26 protein-coding genes are annotated in these 25,664 nt (G+C 71.5%); 10 read left to right on the forward strand and 16 right to left on the reverse strand.

Annotation, left to right across the window (positions count from 1 at the left end):
• Positions 1–30: 30 nt before the first annotated feature.
• Genes AC5JJ1_RS09385 through AC5JJ1_RS09405 form a run of 5 tightly spaced genes read left to right on the forward strand, consistent with a single transcriptional unit; the run spans position 31 to position 6,758 of the window.
• Entirely contained in the window at positions 31–849 is an 819-nt protein-coding gene (locus AC5JJ1_RS09385) for a DUF58 domain-containing protein (RefSeq protein ID WP_495784851.1), read from the forward strand.
• A 51-nt stretch (positions 850–900) separates the two neighbouring features.
• On the forward strand, positions 901–3,600 hold the full coding sequence (locus AC5JJ1_RS09390; protein WP_495784852.1) for a DUF4159 domain-containing protein: 2,700 nt from the start codon (positions 901–903) through the stop codon (positions 3,598–3,600).
• Positions 3,600–5,705 (forward strand): hypothetical protein, encoded by a 2,106-nt coding sequence (locus tag AC5JJ1_RS09395; protein WP_495784853.1) that lies wholly within the window; start codon positions 3,600–3,602, stop codon positions 5,703–5,705. Before AC5JJ1_RS09390 ends, AC5JJ1_RS09395 begins: the two co-directional genes overlap by 1 nt.
• Positions 5,705–6,046, forward strand: coding sequence for a hypothetical protein (locus AC5JJ1_RS09400; protein WP_495784854.1), 342 nt, complete (start codon positions 5,705–5,707; stop codon positions 6,044–6,046). Before AC5JJ1_RS09395 ends, AC5JJ1_RS09400 begins: the two co-directional genes overlap by 1 nt.
• Positions 6,047–6,089: 43 nt before the next feature.
• On the forward strand, positions 6,090–6,758 hold the full coding sequence (locus tag AC5JJ1_RS09405; RefSeq protein ID WP_495784855.1) for a hypothetical protein: 669 nt from the start codon (positions 6,090–6,092) through the stop codon (positions 6,756–6,758).
• A 4-nt stretch (positions 6,759–6,762) separates the two neighbouring features.
• On the opposite strand, the gene AC5JJ1_RS09410 is transcribed toward AC5JJ1_RS09405, so the two are convergent.
• From AC5JJ1_RS09410 to AC5JJ1_RS09455, 10 genes are all read right to left on the reverse strand, one after another.
• Positions 6,763–8,043: an aspartate aminotransferase family protein gene (locus AC5JJ1_RS09410; RefSeq protein WP_495784856.1), complete on the reverse strand. Its 1,281-nt coding sequence runs from the start codon at positions 8,041–8,043 to the stop codon at positions 6,763–6,765.
• A gap of 143 nt (positions 8,044–8,186) precedes the next feature.
• Positions 8,187–8,789 (reverse strand): pyridoxamine 5'-phosphate oxidase family protein, encoded by a 603-nt coding sequence (locus tag AC5JJ1_RS09415; protein ID WP_495784857.1) that lies wholly within the window; start codon positions 8,787–8,789, stop codon positions 8,187–8,189.
• Between the two features lie 41 nt (positions 8,790–8,830).
• Entirely contained in the window at positions 8,831–9,199 is a 369-nt protein-coding gene (locus tag AC5JJ1_RS09420) for a HesB/IscA family protein (RefSeq protein ID WP_495784858.1), read from the reverse strand.
• A gap of 10 nt (positions 9,200–9,209) precedes the next feature.
• Positions 9,210–9,581, reverse strand: a complete 372-nt coding sequence (locus AC5JJ1_RS09425) for an SUF system Fe-S cluster assembly protein (RefSeq protein ID WP_495784859.1) — start codon at positions 9,579–9,581, stop codon at positions 9,210–9,212.
• A complete protein-coding gene (sufU, locus tag AC5JJ1_RS09430; protein WP_495784860.1) occupies positions 9,574–10,041 on the reverse strand; it encodes a Fe-S cluster assembly sulfur transfer protein SufU in 468 nt (155 codons plus the stop codon). Before sufU ends, AC5JJ1_RS09425 begins: the two co-directional genes overlap by 8 nt.
• 61 nt (positions 10,042–10,102) lie before the next feature.
• Entirely contained in the window at positions 10,103–11,350 is a 1,248-nt protein-coding gene (locus AC5JJ1_RS09435) for an aminotransferase class V-fold PLP-dependent enzyme (RefSeq protein ID WP_495784861.1), read from the reverse strand.
• Positions 11,347–12,639 (reverse strand): Fe-S cluster assembly protein SufD, encoded by a 1,293-nt coding sequence (sufD, locus tag AC5JJ1_RS09440; protein WP_495784862.1) that lies wholly within the window; start codon positions 12,637–12,639, stop codon positions 11,347–11,349. Before sufD ends, AC5JJ1_RS09435 begins: the two co-directional genes overlap by 4 nt.
• Entirely contained in the window at positions 12,636–13,382 is a 747-nt protein-coding gene (gene sufC, locus AC5JJ1_RS09445) for a Fe-S cluster assembly ATPase SufC (protein ID WP_495784863.1), read from the reverse strand. Before sufC ends, sufD begins: the two co-directional genes overlap by 4 nt.
• 1 nt (position 13,383) lies before the next feature.
• The gene (gene sufB / locus AC5JJ1_RS09450; protein WP_495784864.1) at positions 13,384–14,883 is read right to left on the reverse strand and encodes a Fe-S cluster assembly protein SufB; all 1,500 of its coding nucleotides are present in this window, start codon (positions 14,881–14,883) and stop codon (positions 13,384–13,386) included.
• Positions 14,884–14,892: 9 nt separating this feature from the next.
• Positions 14,893–15,354 carry an SUF system Fe-S cluster assembly regulator gene (locus tag AC5JJ1_RS09455; RefSeq protein WP_495784865.1) on the reverse strand — a complete coding sequence of 154 codons (462 nt, stop codon included), beginning with the start codon at positions 15,352–15,354 and terminating at the stop codon, positions 14,893–14,895.
• Positions 15,355–15,467: 113 nt separating this feature from the next.
• Between AC5JJ1_RS09455 and AC5JJ1_RS09460 the strand changes: the two genes are divergently transcribed.
• Positions 15,468–16,358: an alpha/beta fold hydrolase gene (locus AC5JJ1_RS09460; RefSeq protein ID WP_495784866.1), complete on the forward strand. Its 891-nt coding sequence runs from the start codon at positions 15,468–15,470 to the stop codon at positions 16,356–16,358.
• A 76-nt stretch (positions 16,359–16,434) separates the two neighbouring features.
• Positions 16,435–17,661, forward strand: a complete 1,227-nt coding sequence (locus AC5JJ1_RS09465; RefSeq protein WP_495784867.1) for a cytochrome P450 — start codon at positions 16,435–16,437, stop codon at positions 17,659–17,661.
• Here the strand turns inward: AC5JJ1_RS09465 and AC5JJ1_RS09470 are convergent.
• Genes AC5JJ1_RS09470 through AC5JJ1_RS09480 form a run of 3 tightly spaced genes read right to left on the reverse strand, consistent with a single transcriptional unit; the run spans position 17,658 to position 20,142 of the window.
• Entirely contained in the window at positions 17,658–18,608 is a 951-nt protein-coding gene (locus tag AC5JJ1_RS09470) for an ABC transporter substrate-binding protein (protein WP_495784868.1), read from the reverse strand. The two genes, AC5JJ1_RS09465 and AC5JJ1_RS09470, sit on opposite strands and share 4 nt — an antisense overlap.
• 8 nt (positions 18,609–18,616) lie before the next feature.
• Positions 18,617–19,381 carry an ABC transporter permease gene (locus tag AC5JJ1_RS09475; protein ID WP_495784869.1) on the reverse strand — a complete coding sequence of 255 codons (765 nt, stop codon included), beginning with the start codon at positions 19,379–19,381 and terminating at the stop codon, positions 18,617–18,619.
• The gene (locus AC5JJ1_RS09480) at positions 19,378–20,142 is read right to left on the reverse strand and encodes an ABC transporter ATP-binding protein (RefSeq protein ID WP_495784870.1); all 765 of its coding nucleotides are present in this window, start codon (positions 20,140–20,142) and stop codon (positions 19,378–19,380) included. Before AC5JJ1_RS09480 ends, AC5JJ1_RS09475 begins: the two co-directional genes overlap by 4 nt.
• Before the next feature lie 125 nt (positions 20,143–20,267).
• Here AC5JJ1_RS09480 and AC5JJ1_RS09485 point away from each other — a divergent pair, with 125 nt between their 5' ends.
• From AC5JJ1_RS09485 to AC5JJ1_RS09495, 3 genes are all read left to right on the forward strand, one after another.
• A complete protein-coding gene (locus AC5JJ1_RS09485; protein ID WP_495784871.1) occupies positions 20,268–21,173 on the forward strand; it encodes an SDR family NAD(P)-dependent oxidoreductase in 906 nt (301 codons plus the stop codon).
• A 126-nt stretch (positions 21,174–21,299) separates the two neighbouring features.
• A complete protein-coding gene (locus AC5JJ1_RS09490; protein WP_495784872.1) occupies positions 21,300–22,130 on the forward strand; it encodes a nitroreductase family protein in 831 nt (276 codons plus the stop codon).
• Complete coding sequence (locus tag AC5JJ1_RS09495) at positions 22,123–22,797, forward strand: NUDIX hydrolase (RefSeq protein ID WP_495784873.1); 675 nt, start codon at positions 22,123–22,125, stop codon at positions 22,795–22,797. Before AC5JJ1_RS09490 ends, AC5JJ1_RS09495 begins: the two co-directional genes overlap by 8 nt.
• Here the strand turns inward: AC5JJ1_RS09495 and AC5JJ1_RS09500 are convergent.
• From AC5JJ1_RS09500 to AC5JJ1_RS09510, 3 genes are read right to left on the reverse strand one after another with little or no spacing between them, the layout of a single operon-like run.
• On the reverse strand, positions 22,783–23,658 hold the full coding sequence (locus tag AC5JJ1_RS09500; protein WP_495784874.1) for an MBL fold metallo-hydrolase: 876 nt from the start codon (positions 23,656–23,658) through the stop codon (positions 22,783–22,785). The genes AC5JJ1_RS09495 and AC5JJ1_RS09500 overlap by 15 nt on opposite strands.
• A complete protein-coding gene (locus AC5JJ1_RS09505; protein WP_495784875.1) occupies positions 23,655–24,572 on the reverse strand; it encodes a DMT family transporter in 918 nt (305 codons plus the stop codon). The genes AC5JJ1_RS09500 and AC5JJ1_RS09505 overlap by 4 nt, the downstream gene beginning before the upstream one ends.
• On the reverse strand, positions 24,572–25,537 hold the full coding sequence (locus AC5JJ1_RS09510; RefSeq protein WP_495784876.1) for a DMT family transporter: 966 nt from the start codon (positions 25,535–25,537) through the stop codon (positions 24,572–24,574). Before AC5JJ1_RS09510 ends, AC5JJ1_RS09505 begins: the two co-directional genes overlap by 1 nt.
• Between the last annotated feature and the right edge of the window lie 127 nt (positions 25,538–25,664).

Below are 25,664 nucleotides of genomic sequence, written 5' to 3' on the forward strand. Positions count from 1 at the left end.
GAGGCGCTCGGCGCCCGCCTGCCGCCGCTGGTGGTGGCGGCGGACCGCGTCGCCGCCACCGTGCTGCAGGGGGTCCATGGCAGGCGCCGCAGCGGCCAGGGCGATGCCTTCTGGCAGTTCCGCCCCTTCCTTCCCGGCGATTCCGCGACGCGCATCGACTGGCGGCAGAGCGCCCGCTCCGACCGGCTCTTCATCCGCGAGACGGAGTGGGAGGCGGCGCAGACGGTGGCCCTTTGGAGCGACGCCTCCCGCTCCATGGAATGGACCTCCGGCCCCGGCCGCCCCTCGAAACGGGAACGGGCGGACCTGCTGCTCGCCGCCCTCGCCTCCCTCGTGCTCCGCGGCGGGGAGCGGGTGCGGCTGCTCGGCGGCAGCGGGCGCAGCCATGCCGGGCGGGCCGGCCTCACCTCCGTCGTCGAGACCGTCTCCGCCATCGGCAAGTCCCGCTCCCTGCCGCCGACCGATCCCGGCCTGCCGCGCCATGCGCGCTGCGTGCTGATCGGCGACTTCCTCGCCCCGCTCGAGGAGATCCATGCGGCGGTCGCGGAGCTCGCCGCGCGGCCGGTGCGGGGGCACATCCTGCAGGTGCTCGATCCTGAGGAAGAGACGCTCGGCGAAAGCAACCGAAGCTATAGCGGCCGCGTCCTGTTCGAATGGTCGGGCGATGCCTCGGTTCTGGTGCCGCGGGTGGAGACGGTGCGCAGCCTCTATGCGGAGCGCCTGCGGCAGCACCGCGCCGGCCTCGCCGCCATCGCCGCGGCGGCGGGCTGGACCTTCATCACCCACCGCACCGACCAACCCCCGGCACAGGCCTTGCTGGCGCTCTGGCAGGCCCTCGCGCCAGACTGAATGCATACCATTTGGGTGGAGTGACGCCGTGCCACCTTACCTGAGGGCCCGATGCTGAGCCTGGGCCCCATCGCCTTCGCCGCCCCCTGGCTGCTGCTGGCGCTGCCGGCGCTGCCGCTGCTGTGGTGGCTGCTGCGGGTGACGCCGCCGGCGCCGCGACGCATCGCCTTCCCCGCCCTGCGCCTGCTGCGCGATCTGCCCGTCGCCGAGGAAACGCCCTCCCGCACCCCCTGGTGGCTGCTGCTGCTGCGCATCGCCGCCGCCGCCCTCCTGATCCTCGGCCTGGCGCGGCCGGTGCTGGGGCCGGGCACGGGCACTGCCGGCGAGGGCACGCTGCTGCTCGTCATCGATGATGGCTGGGCCTCGGCCGAGGACTGGCCGGCGCGCATGGCCGCCGCCGGGGGCGCGCTGGACCGCGCCGGGCGCGAGGGCCGCCGCGCCGCCCTGCTCGCCACCGCCCCGGCGGAGACCGCCGACCCGCCCCGCGTCCTCGGCCCAATGCCGGCCGAGGACCTCCGCACCCGCCTCGCCGCCCTCCGCCCCAAGCCCTGGGCACCGGATGCGGCGTCCGCGCTTGCCGCCTTCCGGTCCTGGCGCGCCGCCAATCCCGGCCCGGTCTCCAGCCTCCTCGTCAGCGACGGGGTGGAGCATGCCTCCTCGACCCTCGCCGAGGCGCTCGCGGCCGCCGGTCCGCTCGCCGTGGCGCGGGCCGAGGCGGCGTCCGTCCACCTGCTCCTGCCGCCCCAGGCCGAGGCGGACCGGCTGCGCCTCCGCCTCCAGCAGCTTCCCCTGCCCACGGCGAGCGAGGCGGTGATCCTCGCCCGCACCGGGGATGGCCGCGCGCTCGGCCGCGCCGTGGTCGCCGTCCCGGCCGGCGCCACGGAGGGCGAGGCGGCGCTCGAGCTGCCGGTCGAGATCCGCAACCAGGTCGTGCGCCTGGAGATCGAGAACAGCGCCGGCCCGGGCGCCGTCACCCTGCTGGACGAGCGCTTCCGCCGCCGCCCCGTCGGCCTGCTGCCGAGCGTGGAGGAAAGCGCCGACGCCCCGCTGATCGGCGACCTCTTCTACCTGGACCGGGCGCTCGGCCCCTATGCCGAGCTGCGCCGCGGCCCGCTCGACCGGCTGCTGTCCCGCCCCATCGCCGTGCTGGCGCTGGCCGACCGCCCCGTCGCCGACGGGCCGGAGCGCGAGGCGCTGACCCGCTGGGTGGAGCGCGGCGGCACGCTGATCCGCTTCGCCGGCCCGCGCCTCGCCGAGCATCCGGACAGCCTCCTGCCGGTGCTGCTGCGGGCGGAGCGGCAGCTCGGCGGCTCGCTCTCCTGGGAGCAGCCGCAACGCCTGGCCCCCTTCCCCGAGGGCTCGCCCTTCGCCGGCCTGCCCATCTCCCCCGAGGTGACGGTGGAGCGGCAGGTCCTCGCCGAACCCTCGCCCCGCCTGTCGGAGCGGAGCTGGGCGCGGCTGACCGACGGCACGCCGCTCGTCACCGCCGAGGCGCGCGGCGCGGGGCGGATTGTGCTCTTCCACGTCACCGCCAATGCGGAATGGTCGAACCTGCCGCTCTCCGGCCTCTTCGTGCAGATGCTGCGGCGGATCGTGGCCCTCTCGGCCGGCATCCAGGGCGCCGAGGGCGAGGCGCCGCTTGCCCCGATCGAGACGTTGGACGGCTTCGGCCGGCTCGGGCCCGCGCCGCCGGCGGCCGCCGCCATCCCCGCCGCGCAGATCGAGGCGACGGTGCCTTCGCCGCGCAACCCGCCGGGCTGGTACGGCACGCCGGGGCAGGACCCATCCTCCATCGCCTATCGCCGGGCGCTCAACCTCGGCGGCTCCATCCCCGCGCTCCGCGCGGCGCCGCCGCCGCCGGCGGGCGCCGCGCTGCTCGGCATCGGCGGCGTGCCGGCGGAGCGCGATCTCGGCCCCTGGCTGCTGGCCGCCGCGATGCTGCTGCTCGCCGCCGACCTCCTGATCGGCCTCCGCCTGCGCGGGCTGCTGCGGCCGGGCTTCGCGCTGCTGGCCGCCCTCGCGCTCGCCCAACCGGCCGCGGCGCAGACCACCGAGCTGGCGCTGGCCACACGCCTCGCCTTCGTCGCCACCGGCGATGCGACGCTCGACGACGTGCAGCGCATGGGCCTCCTCGGCCTGTCCGACTTCATCAACCGCCGCTCCGCCGCCGCGCTGGCCGATCCGGCGGCGGTGACGCCGGGGACGGACGACCTTTCCTTCTTCCCGCTGCTCTACTGGGTGGTGACCGCCGAGGCGCCGCCGCCCGATGCCGCCGCCGTCGCCGCCCTCAACGAGTTCATGCGCAATGGCGGCATCATCCTCTTCGACACGCGCGACGAGGGCTCGGGCGAGGGCTTCGCCCCCGGAGCGCGGGCGGCGCTGCGGCGGGTGACGCGCGACCTCGCCATCCCGCCCCTCGCCCCGATCGGCGAGGACCATGTGCTGAAGCGGTCCTTCTACCTGCTGCCCGACCTGCCCGGCCGCTTCTCCGGCGGCCAGGTCTGGGTGGCGCGCGACCAGGACCGGGCGAATGACAGCGTCTCGCCCGTCATCATCGGCGGGCATGACTGGGCCAGCGCCTGGGCGATCGACGCGCGCGGGCAGAACCCCTTCGCCACCATCCCCGGCGGCACGCGGCAGCGGACACTGGCCTATCGCTTCGGCATGAACCTCGTGATGTACGCGCTGACCGGCAACTACAAGGGCGACCAGGTGCACGTGCCGGCAATCCTCGAAAGGCTCGGCAACTGATGCAGCAGGCGCTCTCGGGCATCGACTTCGCCCCCGTCCTGCCGGTCTGGCTGATTGCGGCGCTGGCCGTGCTGGCGATGCTGGCGCTGATGCCGGCCATGCTGCGGCGCGCCCGCGGCACGGCGCTGCGTGCCCTCACCTTCACCCTCCTGCTGCTGGCGCTGGCCAACCCACGCCTCGTCGAGGAGACGCGGGAGACGCGGCCGGACATCGCCCTCCTCGTCGTCGACCGCAGCGACAGCGCCCGCATCGGCACCCGTGGGCCGCAGATCGAGGCCGCCCGCGCCGGCATCGAGGCGCGCGCGGCGCGGCTGCCCGATCTCGAGCTCCGCACCGTCGAGGTGCCGGAGGGCGGCAACCAGGGCACCCGCCTCTTCACCGCGACCGAACGCGCGCTCGCCGACATCCCCCGCGCCCGCCTCGCCGGCGTCATCGCGCTCACCGACGGCCAGGTGCATGACGCGCCCGCCACGGTGCCCATCGAGGCGCCCTTCCACGCCCTGCTGCCCGGCCGTCCCGGCGAGACCGACCGGCGCCTCCGCATCGTCGAGGCGCCGGGCTTCGGCATTGTCGGGCGATCGGTGGAGCTGCGCGTCGCCGTCGAGGATCTCGGCGTGCCGAATGCGGCCGGCGCTGCCCGCCTCTCCATCCGCCGCGACGGCGCGCCCGCCCGCGTCGAGAGCGTGCCCATCGGCCGCGAGCACCGCATCGAGGTGCCGATCGAGCGTGGCGGCCCAACCGTGGTCGAGCTCGCCGCCGAGGCGCGGCCGGGCGAGGTCTCGGAACTCAACAACCGCGCCGTCGTCGCCATCACCGGCGTGCGCGACCGGCTGCGCGTCCTCCTCGTCTCCGGCGAGCCGCATGCGGGGGAGCGTACCTGGCGCCGCCTGCTGAAGGCGGATCCGGGCGTCGACCTCGTCCATTTCACCATCCTCCGCCCGCCGGAGAAGGACGACCTGACCCCGCTCAACGAGCTGGCGCTGATCGCCTTCCCGGTGCGCGAGCTGTTCCAGGTGAAGCTGCGGGAGTTCGACCTCGTCGTCTTCGACCGCTTCGCCAATCGCGGCATCCTGCCCCCGGCCTATCTGCGCAACATCGCCGATTACGTCCGCGGCGGCGGCGCGCTGCTGATGTCGGTCGGCCCGGAATTCGCCGGGCCCACCAGCCTCGCCAACACGCCGCTCGGCGGCGTGCTGCCGGCGCGGCCCGCGGCCGGGGCGGGGCAGTCGGCCGTCGCCGATGGTGCCTTCCGCCCGAGCGTCACGGCCGTCGGCGCCCGCCATCCCGTCACCGAGGGCCTAACCGGCGCCAATCCGGACGAGCGGCATGCGGCGAGCTGGGGCCGCTGGTATCGCAGCCTCCGCGTCGACCAGCGCGGCGGCACGGCAGTGATGGATGCGGCCGACGGCGCGCCCCTCATGCTGCTCGACCGTGTCAGCGAGGGCCGTGTTGCGCTGCTGCTCTCCGACCATATCTGGCTCTGGTCGCGCGGCCATGACGGCGGCGGGCCGCAGGCGGAACTCCTCCGCCGCGCCGCGCATTGGCTGATGCGCGAACCCGAGCTCGAGGAGGAAGACCTGACCGCCCGCATCGAAGCCGGCCAGCTGGCGATCCAGCGCCGCAGCCTGGAGGCCGGCCCGCCGCCTGAGGTCACCATCACCGCCCCCGATGGCAGCACCCAGCGCCGCCCGCTCGAGGCCGGAGCCGGCGGCCATGCCGCGGCCCGGCTGCCGGCGGACCAGCCCGGCGTCTGGCAGGTCTCGGACGGCAAGCGCAGCGCCTTCGCCGCCGCGGCCGCCGCCAACCCGGCCGAGGTCGCCGATCTCCGCGCCGACCCTGCCCGCCTCGCCCCGATCCTCGCCGGGACCGGGGGCGCTGCCCGTTGGCTCGGCACGGCGGCGGAGCCGGTCCTGCCGGAGCTGCGCCGCGTCGGCCCCGGGCGCGATGCCCGCGGCGGCGATGCGCAGACGGGCTGGATCGGCCTTCGCCGCAACGGCGACCACACGGTGACGGGCATTGCCGCCATGCCGCTGCTGCCGCCCTGGCTGGCCCTGCCGATGGTGCTCGGCCTCGCCGTCTTCGCCTGGCGGCGGGAGGGTCGCTGATGCGCCGGCTGCTGCCCCTGCTCCTGCTCGCCGGCTGCGCCACCGGCCCGAGCCTTGAGACCCGCCTCGCCGCCACCATCGGCCAGAGCGAGCTGCAGGTCGTCGAGACCTTCGGCGTCCCCAACCGGACCTACGACACCGGAGGCCTCCGCTTCCTGCAGTATGAGGAGCGGCGCCAGGTGCTGCACCAGCTCAACCCCTATTGGGGCTACCCCTATGGCCGCTTCGCGCCCTATTCGCTCGGAGGGCCGGTGCTGCTGACGCGGAGCTGCGACATCACCTTCACGCTGAAGGACAGCCGGGTGCAGTCCTTCACCACCCGCGGCGACGATTGCCGCTGAGGATTGCTGGCGGGGATGGGCGGGATTGGCTAAGGAACTGGTCATGCGCCCGCTCACCCTCATCCCGCCCCTGGCCCTGCTCGCCCTGCTCGGCCTGCCGATCCCGGAGGCGGCCGCCCAGTTCGGCCGCAACGGCCGGGCCGGCGGACTGACCGATGCACCGGCCGAGGCCAGCCGCCCGCCCCCGGCCGCCCTGCCCGGCCTGCAATACCGCCGTGCGCCGGAGCCGATCCCGGCCGACCCCTCGCAGAACCTCGGGCCCAACGCCGCCCTCTTCGATGCCATCAACCGCGGCGACATCGCGGCGGCGCGCGAGGCGGTCGGGCGCGGGGCGGATATCGAGTCGCGCAACGTGCTCGGCCTGTCGCCGATCGATGCGGCGGTCGATCAGGGGCGGAGCGACATCCTGTTCTTCCTGCTCTCGGTGCGCGGCAGCAGCGGCAGCCAGGGCGCCCCGCCGCCGCGCGAGGAGCCGGTGGTGCCGGCCGCCGCGCCGCGCCCGGCGCCGCGCCGGAATGCCGCGCCGCCCACGCCGGCGGCCGAGCGCGAGGTGCCGAACCCGGTGCAGCGCGTCGCCAACCCGCGGCTCTGGGCCGGCGATGGCGGCGCGCCCAACCCGGCGATCGGCTTCCTCGGCTTCGATGCCGGCCGCCCGGCCGGCGCCGCCCCGCCCGAACCCGCCGCGTCCCCGCGCCGCAACAACCGGGGCTGAGGGCTCAGCCGCGCGGCAGGGAGGCCAGCGCGGCCTCGAAGGCCTCCAGCGTCTGCGCCTCGTCGCCTGCGTCATGCGCGGTCGAGAGGTAGTACTTGCTCTCGCCCTTCAGGATGCCGCGCTCGCGCAGCACGGCATTGACGTGCCGCTGCACCGCCGCATCGGCGCGCAGCATGCCGCGATAGTCGCGCGGCGCCTCCTCGGCGAAGACGATGTCGAAGAGCGGCGGCTCGCCGACGGCGCGGCCGGGCACGCCATGGCGGCGCAGCAGCCCCTCCATCTCCGCCATCATCCGCCGGCCCATGGCGAAGACGCCGTCATACGCCCCCGGCCGCCGCAGCACCTCGAGCGTGGCGAGGCCGGCGACCGAGGCGACCGGGTTGCCGGAGAGCGTGCCGACCTGCATGAGGAAGCCGTCGTCGCCCACGATCCCGCGGTCGAAATGCGCCATGATGTCGGCCCGCCCGGCGATGGCCGCGAGCGGGAAGCCGCCGCCGATGATCTTCCCCAGCGTGCAGAGGTCGGGCACGACGCCGTAATAGTCCTGCGCCCCGCCGTAGCAGAAGCGGAAGCCGGTCACGACCTCGTCGAAGATGAGCGGGATGCCGTATTGCGTGGCCAGATCCCGCATCCCCTGCAGGAAGCCCGGCGCCGGCGGGATCAGCCGCTGGAAGGGCTCGAGGATGATGGCGCCGAGCTCGTCATGATGCTCGGCGATCAGGCTTCGCGCCGTCTCCAGGTCGTTGAAGGGCGCGACCAGCACCTCCTCCCGCACGCTGCGAGGGATGCCGGCGGAATCCGGCACGGCCACGGGGAAGTTGGCGAGCTGCTTCGGTGCGAGGCTCATCAGCCCCCAGTCGGACATGCCGTGGTAGCCACCCTCGAATTTCAGGATGCGGTCGCGCCGGCGGAAGGCTCGCGCCGCCCGCAGCGCATACATGTCCGCCTCCGACCCGCTGGAGACGAAGCGCACCTGCTCCGCACAGGGCAGCGCCGCGACCAGCGCCTCGGCGAGGCGTATGCCGGGCTCGCTGGTGGCGAAGAAGGTGGTGCCGCGCGGCAGCTGCGCCTCGACCGCCGCCAGCACCTCCGGATGGCCATGGCCGAGGAACATCGGGCCGGAGCCGAGCAGGTAGTCGACATACTCGCGCCCGGCCACGTCCCGGACGCGCCCGCCCCTGCCCTCGCGCAGGATGACCTCGGGCGCGAAATTGCCGAAGCCGCCCGCCGGCAGCACGCGCCGCGCGGCCTCGGCCAGGCTGTCGCTCGGGGGGATGATGTCCATCGCCATCGGTCCTTCGGCTGGGATGGATCACAGCCTAAAGCATGATCGCCGATGGCCGGAACGGCCGAAGCCGTGAATCAGGCGATGCGACACGAGCCCGGACCGCGGCCCACGGTCGCCGGATCATGGTTCGGGGGCCAGGCTCAGGCAGGCCCAGGCCGGTGCGGGTCGTCGGCCGGCAGGATCGGCTGGATGTAGTCGCGCGACTTCCATTCCGGCGCGACCTGGGTGCCATCCGACCGCGGCAGGTAGACGGAGGGCTCGCCGGCGCCGAGATCGGGAATGTAGCGCGGACAATTGGGAAAGATGTCCGTCACCGCGACGCGCACCAGACGGCGCGCCCCGGGGATGGCTGCCAGCCGCGCCGCATCCTCGACCAGCGCTGCCCGGCCGCGCAGGCGGAGCCGCAGCGAGCGCCCGTCGAAGGCCATGAACAGCATGCCGATCGCCGGGCTGACGGCGATGTTCCCGAGGCTGAGATACATCGAGTTGCCGTCGTAGTCGGGGAACTCGAGCTCGGTGGGCCCGGTGACGCGGACGAAGCCCGGCGGCCCGCCCTTGAAGCTGCAATCCACCGCGCCCTCGGCCGCGGTGGCGAGGAAGAAGAAGGGCGCCGCCTCGATCATCGCGACGTGCTCGGGCAGGAACTGCGCCTGCCGCCGCCGCGCCACCAGCGTGTCCGCCACGCGGCGGCCGTCGAAGCGGTCCTGCAGGGCGCGGTTGCCGGCGTGGAACAGGTGCGACATGGGCCTCTCCCGATCGATCGGGAGAAGCCTAGCCTACCGGCTCAGACGTGGAAGCTCTCCCCGCAGCCGCACCGCCCCTTCTCGTTCGGGTTGGTGAAGGTGAAGCCGGCCGACATCGCCTTCTGCTCGTAGTCCATGGTGGTGCCGATGAGGAACAGACTCGCCTTGCGGTCCACCAGCACGGTCACGTCCTTGTCGGTGACGCGCTCATCCGTCGGCTCCGGCGCATCGACCCAGGAGAGGTCGTAGGAGAGGCCGGAACAGCCCTTGGTCTTCACGCCGATGCGCAGCAGCCGCCCGGCCTCGCCGGCCTCGTAGAGGGCGCGCAGCCGCTCGGCCGCGGCATCGGTGAGCTGCATCAGCGGCGGCAGGGCGCGGCGGGGGCGTTTGGTCTCGATCGTGGTGCTCATGGCGCCGTCCTCAGAACATGTTCATGGCAAGCCGGGCGTCCTCGCTCATCCGGCCCTGGTCCCAGGGCGGATCCCAGACAACCTCGACCTTCACATCGGTCACGCCGGGGACCATGCGGAGGCTCTCCTCCACCTGGCTCGGCAGCTCCTGCGCCGAGGGGCAGGAGGGCGTGGTCAGCGTCATCTCGACCTTGACCTGCCCGTCATCCTCGATCTCGACGGCGTAGATCAGGCCGAGCTCGTAGATGTCGACCGGGATCTCCGGGTCGAAGACCGTCTTCAGCATGGTGATGACGGCATCCTCGCTTACCTTCGGGGCCGGCGGCGGAACCTCGCCATCCGGCGTCCAGGCGCCATGCGTGGCGGTGGCTTCGTCACTCACTCGTCGCCTCCTTGCCGCTGCCGTCGAGGGCGGCGTTCAGCGTATGCCAGGCGAGCGTCGCGCATTTCACGCGGCTCGGGAACTCATGCACGCCGGAGAGAGGCTGCAGCCGCTCCATCTCGTCGGCGAGCGAGGCGCCGCACTCCGCGCAGGTGCCGGTCATGGCGAGGCTGCGGAACTGCTCGCCGAGCGCCTGCGCCTCGGCGGGCTGCTTGCCCTTCACCGTCTCCGTCATCAGCGAGGCGCTGGCCATGGAGATGGCGCAGCCGCGGCCCTGGAAGGCCACGTCCTCGATGGCGCCCTCCGGCGTGAGCTTCAGGAACAGCTCCATCCGGTCGCCGCACATCGGGTTGTCGCCGCGGGCGGTGCGGTCGGCATCCTCCAGCCGGCGGAAGTTCCGCGGCTTCCGCCCGTGGTCGAGGATGACCTCCTGATAGAGGTCGCGGAGGTCGTCGAACATTAGTTTGTCTCCACCGGCCGATTCACGCCTCCGCGGCCTTCGCCGCTGCGCCGATCGGACGTCATGCGAAGAACTCCCTGGCCTTCGTCAAAGCCTCGGCGAGGTAGTCGATCTCGCCATGCGTCGTGTAGAGCCCGAAGGAGGCCCGGCAGGTGCCGCCCTCGAGGCCGAAGCGCGCATGCAGCGGCTCGGCGCAATGCCGCCCCGCCCGCACCGCGATCCCGGCCCGGTCGAGCAGCGTCGCCAGGTCGTGCGGATGCGCATTGTCGAGCGCGAAGGCGAAGACCCCGCCGCGATCCTGCGCCCGGCCGAGCAGGGTCAGCCCCTCGACATCGGAGAGCCGCCGCATCGCATGGTCGACGAGGCTGCGCTCATGCGCCTCGAGCGCCGGCATGCCGATCGCGGAGACATAGTCGATCGCCGCATGCAGCCCGACCGCCTCGACGATGGGCGGCGTGCCCGCCTCGAATTTGGCCGGCGGCTCGGCCCAGGTGCTGCCCTCGAGCGTCACGGAGGCGATCATGTCGCCGCCGCCGAGAAAGGGCGGCATCCGCTCCTGGTGCCCGAGCCGCGCCCAGAGCACGCCGATGCCCGTCGGTCCATAGAGCTTGTGCCCGGTGAAGGCGTAGAAATCCGCCCCCAGCGCCTGCATGTCGACGCGGCGATGCACGGCGGCCTGGCTGCCGTCGAGCAGCACCTTGGCGCCCTTGGCATGCGCCATGGCGACGATCCGCTCGGCCGGCGTCACCGTGCCCAGCACGTTCGACATATGGGTGACGGCGACCAGCCCGACCTTGCCGTCGGCCAGCTTCGCCTCGAGGTCCTCGAGGTCGAGCTCGCCCGCATCGGTCACGCGGCAGATGCGAAGCTCGATGCCGCGGCCCTCGTCCCGCAGCATGTGCCAGGGGACGAGGTTGGCATGGTGCTCCATCTCGGAGACCAGCACCGCCTGCCCCGGCTTCAGCACCCCGCGCCCCCAGCCATGGGCGACAAGGTTGATCGCCGCCGTGCTGTTGGTGGTGAAGATCACCTCGCGCGGATCGGCCGCGTTGATGAAGCGGGCAACGGCGGACCGCGCCGCCTCGTAGTCGGCGGTCGAGGCCTCGCTCAGCCGGTAGGCGCCGCGATGCACATTGGCATAGCGCTCCTCCATGCTGCGGACCATCGCCTCGATCACCTGGCGCGGCTTCTGCGCCGAGGCGCCGCTGTCGAGGAAGACGAGCGGCTTGCCGCGATGCTCTTGCGCCAGGATCGGGAAGTCGGCGCGGATGCGCTCGACATCGTAGCCCGGCTGAAACGGCGCGTTCATGCGGCCTCCTTGCTCCACCAGCCGGCGACGGCGCCTTCCAGCGCGGCCCGGGCGGTCTCGTCGGTGACGCCCTCGATCGCCTCCTGCAGGAAGGCCTCGACCAGCATGCTGCGCGCCCGCGCCTCGGGGATGCCGCGCGCCCGCAGGTAGAAGAGCTGGTCGGCATCCAGGGCGCCGACGGTCGCGCCATGGCTGCACTTCACGTCGTCGGCGTAGATTTCGAGTTGCGGCTTGCTGTCGATCTCCGCCTCGGGGCTCAGCAGCAGCGCTTGGTTCATTTGGTACCCGTCGGTCCGCTGCGCAACCTGATGGACGTGAATCTTGCCCTGGAACACCCCGCGCGACTTGCCCTGCAGCACCGTCTTGTAGGTCTGCCGGCTGGCGCAATCCGGCGCGGCATGGTCGAGCACCGTGGTGGTGTCGGCATGCTGGCCGTCGCGCAGCAGCTGGGCGCCGTTCATGTGGCAGGCGCCGTTCGGCCCGGCGAGGATGGCATGGATCTCGTTCCGCACCAGCCGCCCGCCGGCGTTGAGGGTGAAATTGTCGTAGGTCGCGCCGGTGTCGATCCGGGCATAGACGGTGCCGAGTTGGAAGCCCTTCACCCCCTCGCGCTGGATGCGCGCATGGGTCAGGGTCGCGCCCTCCGCCACCTCGATCTCGAAGACCGGGTTGTGCAGGTAGCGCATGTCCTCCGGCCCGCTCGCCTCCTCGATGATGGTAAGGCTGGCCCCGGCCTCGAGCCGGATCAGGTGCCGCGGATGGAATGCGGCCGGCCGCTCGCTCCGGCTGGCGAGCGAGCGCAGCTCCAGCACCCCGCCGGCGAGGCCGGCCGGCACCGTCACCACCAGCCCGTCCTCGAAGAGCATGGTGTTGAGCGCGACCAGCGGCTCCTCCGCCGGGCGCGCCAGCACCCCGAGCCGCCCCTCGAGCCGGGGCAGCTCCTCCGCCAGGCTGCCGATCGCGAAGCCGGCGCCGTCGAGCTGCGACAGCTCTGCCCGGAACCGCCCATCGACGAAGACCGCCCGCCGCTCGGCATGCGGCGCCGGCAGGCCCTCGTCATCGCCGAGGATGGTGAGCGCCTCGTCGAAGGCGGCATCGACCACGGGGCGCAGGTCGGTGTATTTCCAGGCCTCGACGCGGCGGGTCGGGAAGCCGGCCGCGCGGAACCGCTCCGCCGCCCCCTCGCGCAGCGCCTGCACCCAGGCCAGCCGCTGCCCCGGCAGCCGCGCCCGCAACCCGTCGAAACGGTGCAGGAAGCCCTCGGCGCCGCTATGCACGACGGTGTTCATGCCGCCGCCTGCACCGAGGCGTAGCCCGAGGCCTCGAGCTGCTTCGCAAGCTCCGGCCCGCCGGTCTGCGCGATGCGCCCCTGCATTAGCACATGCACCTTGTCGGGCACGATGTAATCCAGCAGCCGCTGATAGTGGGTGATGACGAGCGCGGAGAAGTCCGGCGCCCGCAGCGCGTTCACCCCATCCGCCACGATCTTCAGCGCATCGATGTCGAGGCCGCTGTCGGTCTCGTCGAGAATGGCGAGGCTCGGGCGGAGAAGGGCCATCTGCAGCACCTCGTTCCGCTTCTTCTCGCCGCCGGAGAAGCCGACATTGACGCCACGCTTCAGCATGTCCTCCGACATCTGCAGCTCCTTCAGTCGCGCCCGGGCCAGCTTCAGGAACTGCATCGCGTCCAGCTCCGCCTCGCCCTTGCCGCGGCGGATGGCGTTGAGCGCAACACGAAGGAAATTCGCGTTGCCGACGCCCGGCAGCTCCACCGGATACTGGAAGGCGAGGAAGACGCCCGCCGCCGCCCGCTCCTCCGGCTCCATCGCCAGCAGGTCGACGCCGTTCAGCGTCGCGCTGCCGCCCGTCACCTCATAGCCCTCGCGCCCGGCGAGGACGTAAGAGAGGGTCGACTTGCCCGAGCCGTTCGGGCCCATGATGGCATGCACCTCGCCGGCCGGCACTTCGAGGTCGATCCCCTTGAGGATCGGCTTGCCATCGACCTCGGCGGTCAGTCCTTCGATCTTCAACATATCAGCCAACCGAACCTTCCAGGGAAATCTGCAACAGCTTCTGGGCCTCGACGGCGAACTCCATCGGCAGCTCCTTCAGCACCTCGCGGCAGAAGCCGTTGACGATCAGCCCGACCGCATCCTCCTCCGACAGGCCGCGCTGGCGGCAGTAGAAGAGCTGGTCCTCCGCGATGCGGCTGGTGGTCGCCTCATGCTCCACCTTGGCCGACATGTTGCGGTTCTCGATGTAGGGCACGGTATGCGCCCCGCACTGGTCGCCGATCAGCAGGCTGTCGCACTGGGTGAAGTTGCGCGCGGCCGAGGCCGTGGGCGCGATCCGCACCAGCCCGCGATAGGTGTTCTGCCCCTTGCCGGCCGAGATGCCCTTGGAGACGATGGTCGATGTCGTGCGCTTGCCGACATGGATCATCTTCGTGCCCGTGTCCGCCTGCTGGTGGTTGTTGGTGATGGCCACCGAGTAGAACTCGCCGACGCTGTCATCGCCAAGCAGCACGCAGGACGGGTACTTCCAGGTGATGGCCGAGCCGGTCTCCACCTGCGTCCAGCTCACCTTGCTGCGCTTGCCGCGGCACTGCGCCCGCTTGGTGACGAAGTTGTAGATACCGCCCCGGCCCTCGGCATCGCCCGGGTACCAGTTCTGCACCGTGCTGTACTTGATGCTGGCGTCATCCAGCGCGACCAGCTCCACCACCGCCGCATGCAGCTGGTTCTCGTCCCGCATAGGCGCCGTGCAGCCCTCGAGATAGGAGACGATCGCGCCCTCGTCGGCGATGATCAGCGTCCGCTCGAACTGGCCGGTGCTCTTGGCATTGATGCGGAAATAGGTGGAGAGCTCCATCGGGCAGCGCACGCCCTTCGGGATGTAGACGAAGCTGCCATCCGTGAAGACCGCGCTGTTCAGCGCCGCGTAAAAGTTGTCGCCCGGCGGCACCACGGTGCCGAGGTAGCGCTGCACCAGCTCCGGATGCTCCTGCACCGCCTCGGAAATGGCGCAGAAGATGATGCCGTCCTTCGCCAGCCGCTCCTTGTAGGAGGTGGCGACCGAGACGCTGTCGAACACCGCATCGACGGCGATGGGCATGCGCCCGCCCTCGGAGGGGCTGTCGCCCGCGCCCTCGACGCCGGCCAGGATCGCCTGCTCCTTCAGCGGGATGCCGAGCTTCGCGTAGGTCTTCAGCAGCTCCGGGTCGACCTCGTCGAGCGACTTCGGCCCGTCCTTCTTCTTCGGCGCCGCGTAGTAGTAGGCGTCCTGGTAGTCGATCGGCGGGTACTTCACCGCCGGCCAGCGCGGCTCCTGCATCCTCTGCCAGGTGGCGAAGGCCTTGAGCCGCCACTCGAGCAGCCACTCGGGCTCATGCTTCTGGGCGGAGATGAAGCGGACGGTATCCTCGTTCAGCCCCTTGGGGGCGAAGTCCATCTCGATCTCGGTCTCGAAGCCCCACTTGTAGGTGCCTTCGGTGACGGACTGGACGGTGTCGAGGGTCTCGGCGACTGCGGGCATATCGGGTTCCTACTCGGCGACGAGCTGGGAAAAGACGGGAACGGAGGCACAGCGGGCGGGGCCCGCCAGGTCGGCGAGGGTGATGTCGGACAGGGCGCGGCGGATCGCGTCATTGACCGGATCCCAGCGGCCGCGGACGGCGCAGATGCCCTGCGCCTCGCACTGCCCCTGCCCGCCATCGACGCAGGCCGTGAGCGCGATCGGGCCGTCGACGGCGACGATCACCTCGGAGAGCGGCACCGCGGCGAGCGGCCGGGTCAGCCGGTAGCCGCCGCGGGCGCCCCGCAGCCCTTCCACCAGCCCCGCCTGGCCCAATATCTTGAGCACCTTGGCGACGGTCGGCTCGGCGATGCCGGTCGCCTGGGCGAGGCCCGGCGCGGTCTGCACCTGCCCATCCGGTAGGGCACCCTCGCGCGCGAGCCGAGCCATGACGACCACGGCATAATCTGTCAGCTTCGAGAGCCTCAACACCACACGTCCCTCATGCGTCCTAAATAGGACCATACGGGTCCTCTTTGAAGCCCCCCTCCCCCAAATCCCAGGGGGCGGCTAGCCTCCGCGGCGCGCCAGAGGGGACGGGACCGATGCCCACCATCACCACCGATGACGGGGTTGAGCTGCATTACGAGGAGGCCGGCCAGGGCACGCCGCTGGTCTTCGTCCATGAATTCGCCGGTGACGCCCGGAGCTGGGAGCCGCAGCTCCGCTTCTTCGCCCGGCGCTACCGCTGCATCGCCTTCAACGCCCGGGGCTACCCGCCCTCCGCCGTCCCGCACGACCCGGCCGCCTATTCCCAGGACCGCGCCACGGACGACATCGCCCAGGTGATCGAGCGGCTCGGCCTCGCTCCGGCCCATGTGGTCGGCCTCTCCATGGGCGCCTTCGCCACCCTCCATCTCGGCCTCCGCTTCCCGCATCTGGCGCGCAGCCTGACCGCCGCCGGCGTCGGCTACGGCGCCGCCCCCGGCAAGCGCGACCAGTTCCGCGCCGAGGTGGACGCGACGGCCGACCGCATCGCCGCCGAGGGCATGTGGAAGATGGCCAGGACCTATGGCCGCGGCCCGACCCGCCTGGTCTTCGAGGAGAAGGACCCCCGCGGCTATGCCGAGTTCATGTCCCAGCTCGCCGAGCACGACACCGACGGCGCCATGCTCACCATGCGCGGCGTCCAGCGCGAGCGGCCGAGCCTCTTCGACCTCGAGGCCGAGTTCCGGCGGATGAAGCTGCCCACCCTCATCGTCTGCGGCGACGAGGACGACCCGACGCTGGAGCCCGGCCTCTTCCTCAAGCGCGCCATCTCGACCAGCGCTCTCATGGTCATGCCCCGCTGCGGCCACACCATGAATATCGAGGACCCGGACGCCTTCAACCGCGGAGTGCTCGACTTCATCACCTGGGTCGATGCCGGCCGCTGGTGGGAGCGCAGCCCGGCGACGCTCGCCGGCGGGATCATTGCGGGCACGGAGAAAGCCTAGTTTTCCCTCGCCCGCTCCCCCTCTTGCGCTAGGCTTCCCTGCAAGGGCGACGCAGTTCGCCGCAGGGAGGCCCGCCATGAACGTCATCACCCGCGCCCCGTCCGACCTGTCGCAGCTCGACCCGAGCGACCCGGCCCTCTACCAGAACGAGGCCTGGGGCCCGCTCTTCGCCCGCCTCCGCCGCGAGGAGCCGGTGCATTTCTGCGCCGAGAGCCGCTTCGGCCCCTATTGGTCCATCACCCGCTACCGCGACATCATGGCGGCCGAGGTGAACCACGCCGCCTTCTCCTCCGAGGCCGGCGGCATTCAGCTGCTCGACCAGCCGAAGGACATGGCGCGGCCGAGCTTCATCCGCATGGACCCGCCGCGGCATGACGAGCAGCGGAAGGTCGTCCAGCCCATCGTCGCCCCCGGCAACCTGGCCAACATGGAAGTCCTGATCCGCGAGCGCACGCAGCGGGTGCTCGACGAGCTGCCGCGCAACGAGCCCTTCGACTGGGTCGAGCGCGTCTCCATTGAGCTGACGACGATGATGCTGGCGACCCTCTTCGATTTCCCCTTCGAGGAGCGGCACAAGCTCACCTATTGGTCGGACGTGGCGATCTGCGACGTGAACGCCCCCGACCCGCTGGTCCCGACGGAGGAGGCCCGCTTCGCCGAGCTGAAGGTGATGGCCGAGACCATGGGCGCCCTGTTCAACGCCCGCCGCGACGGCCCGCCGCGCTTCGACCTTCTCTCCATGCTGGCGCAGGGCCCGGCGACGCGGGAGATGCCGCTGCGCGAGTTCATGGGCAACCTGGCGCTGCTCATCGTCGGCGGCAACGACACCACGCGCAACTCAATGACCGGCGGCCTGCTCGCCCTCCATCAGAACCCGGCCGAGTTCCGGAAGCTCCGCGACAACCCGGCGCTGATCCCCAATATGGTCTCCGAAATCATCCGCTGGGTGACGCCGGTCATCCACATGCGTCGCACCGCGACGCGTGACGTGGAACTCGGCGGCCGCACCATCCGCGCTGGCGACAAGGTCGCCATGTGGTACGTCTCCGGCAACCGCGACGAGGAGGCGATCGAGCAGCCTGACCGCTTCCTCATCGACCGCCCAAGGGCCCGCCAGCACCTCTCCTTCGGCTTCGGCGTGCATCGCTGCGTCGGCAACCGCCTGGCGGAGCTGCAGCTCCGCATCCTCTGGGAGGAGATCCTGGCCCGCTTCCCGGTGATCGAGGTGCTGGGCCCACCGCGGCGGATCTACTCCAACTTCATCCACGGCATCGCGGGCCTGCCGGTGCGGATCCCCGGCTAAATCTTCACCCGGTCGGGCGCCACGCGGCGCAGGGCCTCGGGCCAGATCACCTCGGCCGGCGTCACCTCCCGGCCGAGTCGGTTCATGCCGCGCAGCTGGTCGATCGCCAGCTGGACATTGCCGACGGAATCCGCCGTCAGGTCGAGCGGGTAGCGCACCTTGGTCATCAGCTCCGCCATCAGCCCGCGATCCTGCCGCAGGAAGCGCGCCACCTGCTGCGCCGCCTGGGCCGGGTTGCTTTCGATGAAGGCGGTGGCCTCGAGCAGCGCGCGGAGGAAGCGCGTCGTCGCCTCGCCATTCGCCTCCGCCCAGGCCTTGTTCATATAGATGAAGTTGCGGACGATCTGGATCGGCTCGTTGTTCAGCAAGATCTTCGTGCCGGGGATGGCGCGCAGCGCCCGCGTCGGCCAGGGCTCCCAGACCGCGAAGGCGTCGATATTGCCGCGCTCCAGCGCCGCCACCATCTCCGGCGCCTCGACATTGACGATGGTGTAGTCCGCCGGGTTCAGCTTCAGCTTGTCGACGACGGAGAGCCAGAAGGTTTCGCTGCCCGTGCCGCGGGCGACGCCGACCTTCTTGCCTTTCAGCGCCTCCATGCTGTCGACGCCGCGCGCCAGCACGCTGATCCAGCGCAGCAGCGCCGTGCCCTCGGCCACCACCACCACATTCGGGTCGCGGATATGGGCGGAGACGCCGGCCTGCTCGGCGCCGAAGGCGGCGTTCACCTGGTCGCCGATGAGGAAGGCGACCATGGCGCTGCCGGAGGGCCCGGTATTCACCGTCACATCCAGCCCGCTGCGCTCGAAGAAGCCGCCCTCCCGCCCGACATAGAAGGGCGCGAAGGAGGGATCGACGCCGGTGGCGATCGTCATCTTGATGCTGCCCTGGGCGCGGGCGGGCAGGCCAGCGATCAGCGCGGGCGCGGCGAGCAGGCTGCGGCGGAGCATGGCGGTCCTCACATGGTCGGGTTGAAGCGCCCGGCGAAGGCGCGGATCATCAGCCGGAACAGGCGGTCCGTGGCGAAGCCGAGCAGGCCGAGCGTCACCAGCGCTACGAAGATATCCTCGATCTGCATGAAGAGCCGCGCATCCCACAGCATCTTGCCGAGTCCGTCATTGCTGGCGACCAGTTCCGCCGCGACGATGGTCACGAAGGAATTGGCCATCGCCAGCCGCATGCCGGTCAGGATGTAGGGCACCGTCGCCGGCAGGGCGACGAGCGCGAAGACCTGCAGCCGCGAGGCGCCGAGGCATTGCGCCGCGCGGATCTTGTCCCGCGCCACTGCGCCGACGCCGGCGGCCGTCGCGATGGTGACGACGAAGACGGTGGTATAGGCGATCAGGAAGACCTTGCTTTCCTCCCCGATTCCGAACCAGATCACCGAGACGGTGATCATGGCGACCGCCGGGATGAAGCGGAAGAACTCCGTCCAGGGCTCCAGCAGCAGCCGCGCCCAGCGGAAGCTGCCGATGGCGAGGCCGAGCGGTACGCCAACCAGACTGCCGATCAGGAAGCCGATGAGGATGCGGCGCAGGCTGGCGGTGACGCTTTCCTGCAGCAGCCCGTCCTCGATCAGCTCCCAGCCCCGCGCCAGCACCGGCCCCGGCGGCGGGAACAGCGTGGAGCGGACCAGCAGCGTCGCGGCCAGGTGCCAAACCAGGAAGAGCAATGCGAAGCCGGCGAGGTAGCCGAGGACTGTCGTCGCATGCTCCCGGCTCATGCGGCGTGGATCTCCGCGTGGATCTGCGCATGCACCGCGCGGAAGACCTGCATGAACCCGTCCGAGGTGCGGTCGCGCGGATAGGGCAGGTCGACCGGGATCACCGCCTTCAGCGTCCCCCCAGGCCCGCGCGTCATGACCGCGATGCGTGTGGCGAGGGCCACCGCCTCCTCGATGTCATGGGTGATGAAGAGGATGGTCTTGCGCGTCTCCGTCCAGATGCGCGTGAGCTCGCCTTGCAGCGTCGCGCGGGTCATGGCGTCCAGCGCACCGAAGGGCTCGTCCATCAGCAGGATGCGCGGGTCGGCCGCGAGCGCCCGGGCGATCTGGATGCGCTGCTTCATCCCGCCCGAGAGCTCCGCCGGATGCTTCGCCCCCTGGCCGCTGAGCCCGACCATTCGCAGGAAGTGCTCCGCCCGCTCGCGCCGCTCGCGCTTGGGTGTGCCGCGCAGCCGCAGCCCGAAGGCGATGTTGTCGAGCGCGCTCAGCCAGTCATAGAGGCTGTCATGCCCCTGGAAGACCACGCCGCGCTCGGCGCCCGGGCCGCGCACCGGCTGGCCGTCGAGTAGGATGCGGCCGCTGCTGGGCGCCTCGAAGCCGGCCAGCATGTTCAGCACCGTGGTCTTGCCGCAACCGGAGGTGCCGAGCAGGCAGGTGAACTCGCCCTCCGCGAGGTCGAGGCTGACATCGCGCACCGCCTCCCAGGACCCGGTGCGGCCCGCGAAGCGCTTTCCGACGGATTCCAGCGCGACCAGCGTCACCCGGCATTCCCCCTGTCCGAATCCGGGTATGCAATGGCCTGACCCGCGGGGCAACCCGCTTCACGGCGGCGCCGGACGGGTCTAGAAATAGATAGCCACCTATGGGGAAGGAGCGCCAAATGGGCATGCTGGATGGTAAGGTCGCGGTCGTCACCGGCTCGGGCGGCGGCGTCGGCCGGGAGATCGCACTGCACATGGCGCAGGCGGGGGCCAAGGTGATCATCAACGATATCGGCGCCAGCCTGACCGGCGAGGGCCAGTCCGCTACCCCGGCACAGCAGACCAAGGCGATCATCGAGCAGCGCGGCGGCCAGGCCGAGATCAACACCGACAGCGTCGCCTCCTGGGAGAGCGCGGGCAGGATCGTCCAGTCGGCGCTCGACCATTTCGGCCGCATCGACATCGTCGTGAACAATGCCGGCATCCTGCGCGACCAGATCTTCCACCGCATGACGCCCGAGGAGTGGAACGCCGTCATCGACGTCCATCTCAACGGCTCCTTCTACATGTCGCGCCATGCGGCGACGCATTTCCGCAAGCAGGAGAGCGGCGCCTTCGTCCACATCACCTCGACCTCCGGCCTGATCGGCAACTTCGGCCAGGCGAACTACTCGGCGGCGAAGCTCGGCATCGTGGCGCTGTCGAAATCGATCGCGCTCGACATGAAGCGCTACAACGTGCGCTCCAACTGCCTCGCCCCCTTCGCCTGGAGCCGCATGACCTCCTCCATCCCGGCTGAGACGCCGGAGCAGAGGGCGCGCGTCGAGAAGATCATGCGCATGGGGCCGGAGAAGAACGCGCCGCTCGCCGTCTTCCTCGCCTCCGACGCGGCGAAGGAGGTCAACGGCCAGATCTTCGCCCCGCGCATGAACGAGCTCTTCCTGTTCAGCCAGAACCGCCCGATCCGCAGCATCCATAGCGGCGAGGGCTGGACGCCGGAGAGCCTGGCGGAGCATGCGCTGCCGGCGCTGAAGAGCTTCTTCGTCCCGCTCGAGCGGTCGGGCGAAGTGTTCAGCTGGGATCCGCTGTAACCTCCCCAGGACACCGCTTCGCGGCGTTACGGGGGCCCCGGCAAGGCCGCCTTGATGCGTGAGGCTTCGGCAACCCTTCCGTGGCAAAGCCACGGAAGGGCTCCATCCAGCGACGAGAGAGATGCCGTGACGCCCGAGAGCCTGATCCGCGGTCGCTACGGCCTCACGCCCGAGGCGCCGCTGCCCTTCACGCCGCCTGCCGAAGTCCCGCCGGCGCTGGCCGCCCTGCTCGACCGCCGCGTTACCCGCCGCTACGCCGACCGGCCGGTGCCGGAGGCCCTGCTGCACACGGTCCTCGCCGCCGCGCAATCGGCGCCGAGCAAGTCGGACCTGCAGCAATACTCGGTCATCCTCATCCGGACACCGCAGAAAATCGCCCGCATCGCCGACTGGATCGGCGGCATGGACTGGATCAAGCAGGCGCCCGTCTTCCTGCTGTTCTGCGGCGATATCCGCCGCGGCCGGCGCGTCGCCGCGCTGCATGGCCGCCGCCACGCCAACGACAATGTCGACACCTTCCTCAATGCCACCGCCGATGCGGCGCTCGCCCTCGGCTTCACGGTGATGGCGTCGGAGGCGGCCGGGCTCGGCACCTGCCCGATCTCCTATGTCCGCAACCATGTCGAGAAGATCGGGCCGATGTGCGGCCTGCCGGAGGGCGTCTTCCCCGTCGCCGGCCTCACCCTCGGCTGGCCCGAGGGCCCGCGCAACTGGCTCTCGCCGCGCCTGCCGCAGTCCCTCGTTGTCCACCACGAGACCTATGACGACAGCGGCCTCGAGGCGGCGCTGCCGGCTTATGACGGCGCCCGACCCCCGGCCAAGCCGCGCTACCCCGAGATCCACGGCCCGAAGCCCGAGGGCTGCGGCTGGAGCGAGAATGCCGCCCGCCAGCTCTCCGTCCCGGAGCGCTTCGGCCTACGCACCTGGCTGAAGCTGCAAGGCCTCGCCCTTGACTGAGGCTCCCACCGCCGACAATCCCGGTGGCGCCGAGGAGGCGAAGCGCGCCGCCCGCTCCGTCACCCCCCGCCATGCCGCGAGCCTCATCCTCTGGCGCGAGGGGCCCAAGGGGGTTGAGGTGCTGATGGGCCTCCGCCACGCCTCGCACCGCTTCATGCCGAATGTGCTGGTCTTCCCCGGCGGCCGGGTAGACCGCGCCGACCACCGCGCCCCGGCCCTCGGCGACCTCCCGCCCTTCACCCGCGCCTGCCTCGAGCGCCAGGCCCCGCCCTCCCTGGCGCGGGCCATCGGCATCGCCGCCGCCCGGGAATTGGAGGAAGAGACCGGCCTCGTCCTCGGCCGGAAGGAGGGGCAGCGCCTGCTGCCCGACCTCGCCGCGCTCGACTATCTCTGCCGCGCGGTGACGCCGCCCAACCGGTTCCGCCGTTTCAACGCCCGCTTCCTCATTGCCCCGGCCGAGGCCGCCCACGGCACCCTCCGCGGCAGCGGCGAGCTGGAGGAGCTGCGCTTCTTCGGCATCGAGGAAGCTTTTCGGCACAAGATCGCCAGCATCACCTCGAAGGTGTTGCGGGAATTCGTCGGCTGGCTCGCCCTCAGCCCGGCCGAGCGCGAGGCGCGGGAACTGGTCTGCTTCCGCGGGATGGACACGCGCCTACCGGAGCGCTGACCAGGCCTCGCCCTCGCGCGCCGCTCGCCCCTCGCCCTCCAGCTTGATGAGGTGGCTGAGCAGGCTCCGTCCCGCCGGCCCGACCAGCCGCGCGTCGAGCGGCCCATAGACCGGCGGCACCAGCTCCGTCGGCGTCGCGCGGCCGACGACCCGGAGCGCCGCCAGCACCTTCGCCTCCCGCTCCTCCCGATGGACCTTGAGCGCGGCGAGGAAGGGCTTCGGCTCGGTGAGCGGCGCGCCATGCCCCGGCAGCAGCAGCCGGTCCTCCCGCGCCATGACGCGGTCGAGGCTCCGCATGTAGTCCGCCATGTCGCCATCCGGCGGGCTGACCACGCTGGTCGACCAGCTCATCACATGGTCGGCGCTGAACAGGATGCCCGTCCCCTCCAGCGCGAAGCAGAGATGGTTGGCGCAATGCCCCGGCGTGTGCAGCGCCCGGAGCCGCCAGCCCTCGCCCTCCAGCACCTCGTCATCGGCCAGCCGCACATCCGGGTGGAAGCCATGGTCGCCCCCCTCCCCGCCCACCTCGGGCGGCGTCACATGCGGGCCGAAGCCATAAGTCATCGCCCCGGTCTGCGCGACCAGCGGCCGCGCGCCTGGCGAGTGGTCCCGATGGGTATGGGTGACGATCACCCGGGTGATGGTCTCCCCCTCCGTCGCCCGCAGGATCGCCGCCAGATGCGCCTCATCCTCCGGCCCGGGATCCATCACGGCGACTGCGCCCTCGCCGATCAGGTAGGTGTTGGTCCCGCGGAAGGTGAAGGCGGAGGGGTTGTTGCAGACCAGCCTCCGCACCCCCGGCGCGATGCGCTCCACCGCGCCATGCGCCAGGCCATCCTGGGTCAGGAAGGGGATGCTCATACCTTACGCTCCTCCGCGACCGGCATCGCCCTGCGGCGCACCAGCTCGCGGTGGAGGATGTACAAGCCGGCCGCGACGATCAACACGCTCCCCACCAGCATCGCCGGCCCCGGCAAGTCCCCGAAGGCTAGGAAGCCGAAGAGCATCGACCAGAGCAATGCCGAGTAGGAGTAGGGCGCCAGCGCCGAGACCTGCGCACTGGCCCAGGCCTCGGTCAGCAGCCATTGCGCCGCGCCGCCGACCAGCCCCATCAGGATGAGCAGCGCCAACTCCAGCGGCGTCGGCGTCACCCAGAAGAAGGGCAGCAGCACGAGGGCGAAGCTGCCCATCAACAGCGACTGCCAGAGGGTGATGGAGGTGGAGCTCTCCGTCGCCGAGAGCTGGCGCACCAGCAGCGTGGTCAGCGCCGAGAACATCCCCTGCGCGACGGCCGTCGCCACGCCCATCACCGGCGCCCCCGCGACGCCGCCGAGCGCTCCTTGCCCCGCCGCGATCACCAGCACGCCGCAGAAGCCCATGGCGACGGCCGACCAGCGATGGATGCCCACCCTCTCGCCGAGGAAGGGGATCGCCAGCATGGTGACGAAGAGCGGCTGGGTGTAGCCGAGCGCCGTCTGCTCCGCGAGCGGCAGCAGGGTGAGGGCGAAGAAGCCGCAGGACTGCGCCGCGATGCCGCTGCCCGCCCGCAGCACATGCCCGCCGAAGCGCCGCGTCCGGAGGCTGCCGAGGCCCGTCCCCGAGCGCATCAGGATCACCATCAGCACCGGCAGGGCGAAGACGCTCCGGAAGACCATCAGCTCGACGACCGGGATGCGCCCGCCCAGCTCCTTCACCAGCACGTTCATGCCGGTGAAGAGCGCATGCGAGGCGAGCATGCAGAGCGCGCCCCGCCGGATGTCGTGGCGAAAGGGCATCAGCCGCGCCCCACCCCGCCTGTCTGGGCCTCGCGTTCCTGCGCCCGCCGCACCCGCTCACGGTGGACGTTGTAGAGCCCCGCCCCGATCACGACGGCCGCCCCGCCGAGCGTGGTCCAGGCCGGCACCTCGCCCCAGATCAGGAAGCCGAGCCCGATCCCCCAAAGCAGCGGCGTGTACTCGAAGGGCGCGATCGCCTGGATCGGCGCGAGGGCGAAGCCGCGGGCGAAGAGCATCTGCGCCACCGCATTGGCGAGGCCGAAGGCGACCAGCGCCGCGATGCCGAAAAGGCTCGGCAGCAGCGGCGGCGGCCCGCCCGCCGGCCAGAGGAAGGGAAAGGGCAGGCCGAGCAGCCCCATCGGCACATGCGCCAGCAGCAGCCAGAAGGCGATGGCGTTGGGCCCGTCCGTCCGCGTCAGGATGCGCGTCCAGATGCGGGTCAGCGCCATCACTGCCGTCGCCGCCAGCAGGATGAGCGATTCGATGCGCCACAGCTCGCCCCCGGGCTGCAGCATGAAGAGGACGCCGCCGAAGCCGACCATGGTGCTGGTCCAGCGCCGCCACCCCACCTTCTCGCCAAGGAGCGGCATGGCCAGCAGCGTCATCAGCAGCGGCGAGGCGCTGGCCACCGCATAGCTGTCGGCCAGCGAGACCCCCGCGGCCCAGCAATAGTACCAGGTGATCGAGACGCAGCAGTGCAGCAGGCTCCGCACCGCGAGCAGCCGCCGGTTGACCGGGATCAGCCCCCGCCCCCGCGCCAGCAGGAAGACCAGCAGCGCCCCGATCAGCCCGCGCCAGACCAGCGCCGCCGCCGGCCCGATCTCCGGCATCACCCATTTCACCGTCGCATCGGCGAGGGAGACCACCCCGTAGCCGAGGGCGACGACGGCGAGGCCCCGCATTGCCTCCTCGCCGGTGGGCGCGGCGCGGAAGCTCGGCGCCAGCGGCAGGGCCGTGGCACGCATCAGCCCGCCCGCCCGGGTTCGGGAGGCAGGGGGCAGCAGACAGGCTCCGGCACGGCGTACTCCTTGCGGCCCCGCGCGGGGCGGCCAATCGGCGGAAGGACAGGCGGCGCCTTACCCTTCAGGGTGA

Source organism: Belnapia sp., from assembly GCF_059504005.1.

Excerpts from the sequence above, each read along its gene's own strand:
- AC5JJ1_RS09390 (WP_495784852.1), top strand. The coding sequence starts at position 901 with ATGCTGAGCCTGGGCCCCATCGCCTTCGCCGCCCCCTGGCTGCTGCTG.
- AC5JJ1_RS09415 (WP_495784857.1), bottom strand. The coding sequence starts at position 8,789 with ATGTCGCACCTGTTCCACGCCGGCAACCGCGCCCTGCAGGACCGCTTC.
- sufC (WP_495784863.1), bottom strand. The coding sequence starts at position 13,382 with ATGTTGAAGATCGAAGGACTGACCGCCGAGGTCGATGGCAAGCCGATC.
- AC5JJ1_RS09420 (WP_495784858.1), bottom strand. The coding sequence starts at position 9,199 with ATGAGCACCACGATCGAGACCAAACGCCCCCGCCGCGCCCTGCCGCCG.
- AC5JJ1_RS09505 (WP_495784875.1), bottom strand. The coding sequence starts at position 24,572 with ATGCCCTTTCGCCACGACATCCGGCGGGGCGCGCTCTGCATGCTCGCC.
- AC5JJ1_RS09465 (WP_495784867.1), top strand. The coding sequence starts at position 16,435 with ATGAACGTCATCACCCGCGCCCCGTCCGACCTGTCGCAGCTCGACCCG.
- AC5JJ1_RS09485 (WP_495784871.1), top strand. The coding sequence starts at position 20,268 with ATGCTGGATGGTAAGGTCGCGGTCGTCACCGGCTCGGGCGGCGGCGTC.
- AC5JJ1_RS09435 (WP_495784861.1), bottom strand. The coding sequence starts at position 11,350 with ATGAACGCGCCGTTTCAGCCGGGCTACGATGTCGAGCGCATCCGCGCC.
- AC5JJ1_RS09510 (WP_495784876.1), bottom strand. The coding sequence starts at position 25,537 with ATGCGTGCCACGGCCCTGCCGCTGGCGCCGAGCTTCCGCGCCGCGCCC.
- sufD (WP_495784862.1), bottom strand. The coding sequence starts at position 12,639 with ATGAACACCGTCGTGCATAGCGGCGCCGAGGGCTTCCTGCACCGTTTC.
- AC5JJ1_RS09410 (WP_495784856.1), bottom strand. The coding sequence starts at position 8,043 with ATGGACATCATCCCCCCGAGCGACAGCCTGGCCGAGGCCGCGCGGCGC.
- AC5JJ1_RS09395 (WP_495784853.1), top strand. The coding sequence starts at position 3,600 with ATGCAGCAGGCGCTCTCGGGCATCGACTTCGCCCCCGTCCTGCCGGTC.
- AC5JJ1_RS09500 (WP_495784874.1), bottom strand. The coding sequence starts at position 23,658 with ATGAGCATCCCCTTCCTGACCCAGGATGGCCTGGCGCATGGCGCGGTG.
- AC5JJ1_RS09400 (WP_495784854.1), top strand. The coding sequence starts at position 5,705 with ATGCGCCGGCTGCTGCCCCTGCTCCTGCTCGCCGGCTGCGCCACCGGC.
- AC5JJ1_RS09460 (WP_495784866.1), top strand. The coding sequence starts at position 15,468 with ATGCCCACCATCACCACCGATGACGGGGTTGAGCTGCATTACGAGGAG.
- AC5JJ1_RS09405 (WP_495784855.1), top strand. The coding sequence starts at position 6,090 with ATGCGCCCGCTCACCCTCATCCCGCCCCTGGCCCTGCTCGCCCTGCTC.
- AC5JJ1_RS09470 (WP_495784868.1), bottom strand. The coding sequence starts at position 18,608 with ATGCTCCGCCGCAGCCTGCTCGCCGCGCCCGCGCTGATCGCTGGCCTG.
- sufU (WP_495784860.1), bottom strand. The coding sequence starts at position 10,041 with ATGTTCGACGACCTCCGCGACCTCTATCAGGAGGTCATCCTCGACCAC.
- AC5JJ1_RS09475 (WP_495784869.1), bottom strand. The coding sequence starts at position 19,381 with ATGAGCCGGGAGCATGCGACGACAGTCCTCGGCTACCTCGCCGGCTTC.
- sufB (WP_495784864.1), bottom strand. The coding sequence starts at position 14,883 with ATGCCCGCAGTCGCCGAGACCCTCGACACCGTCCAGTCCGTCACCGAA.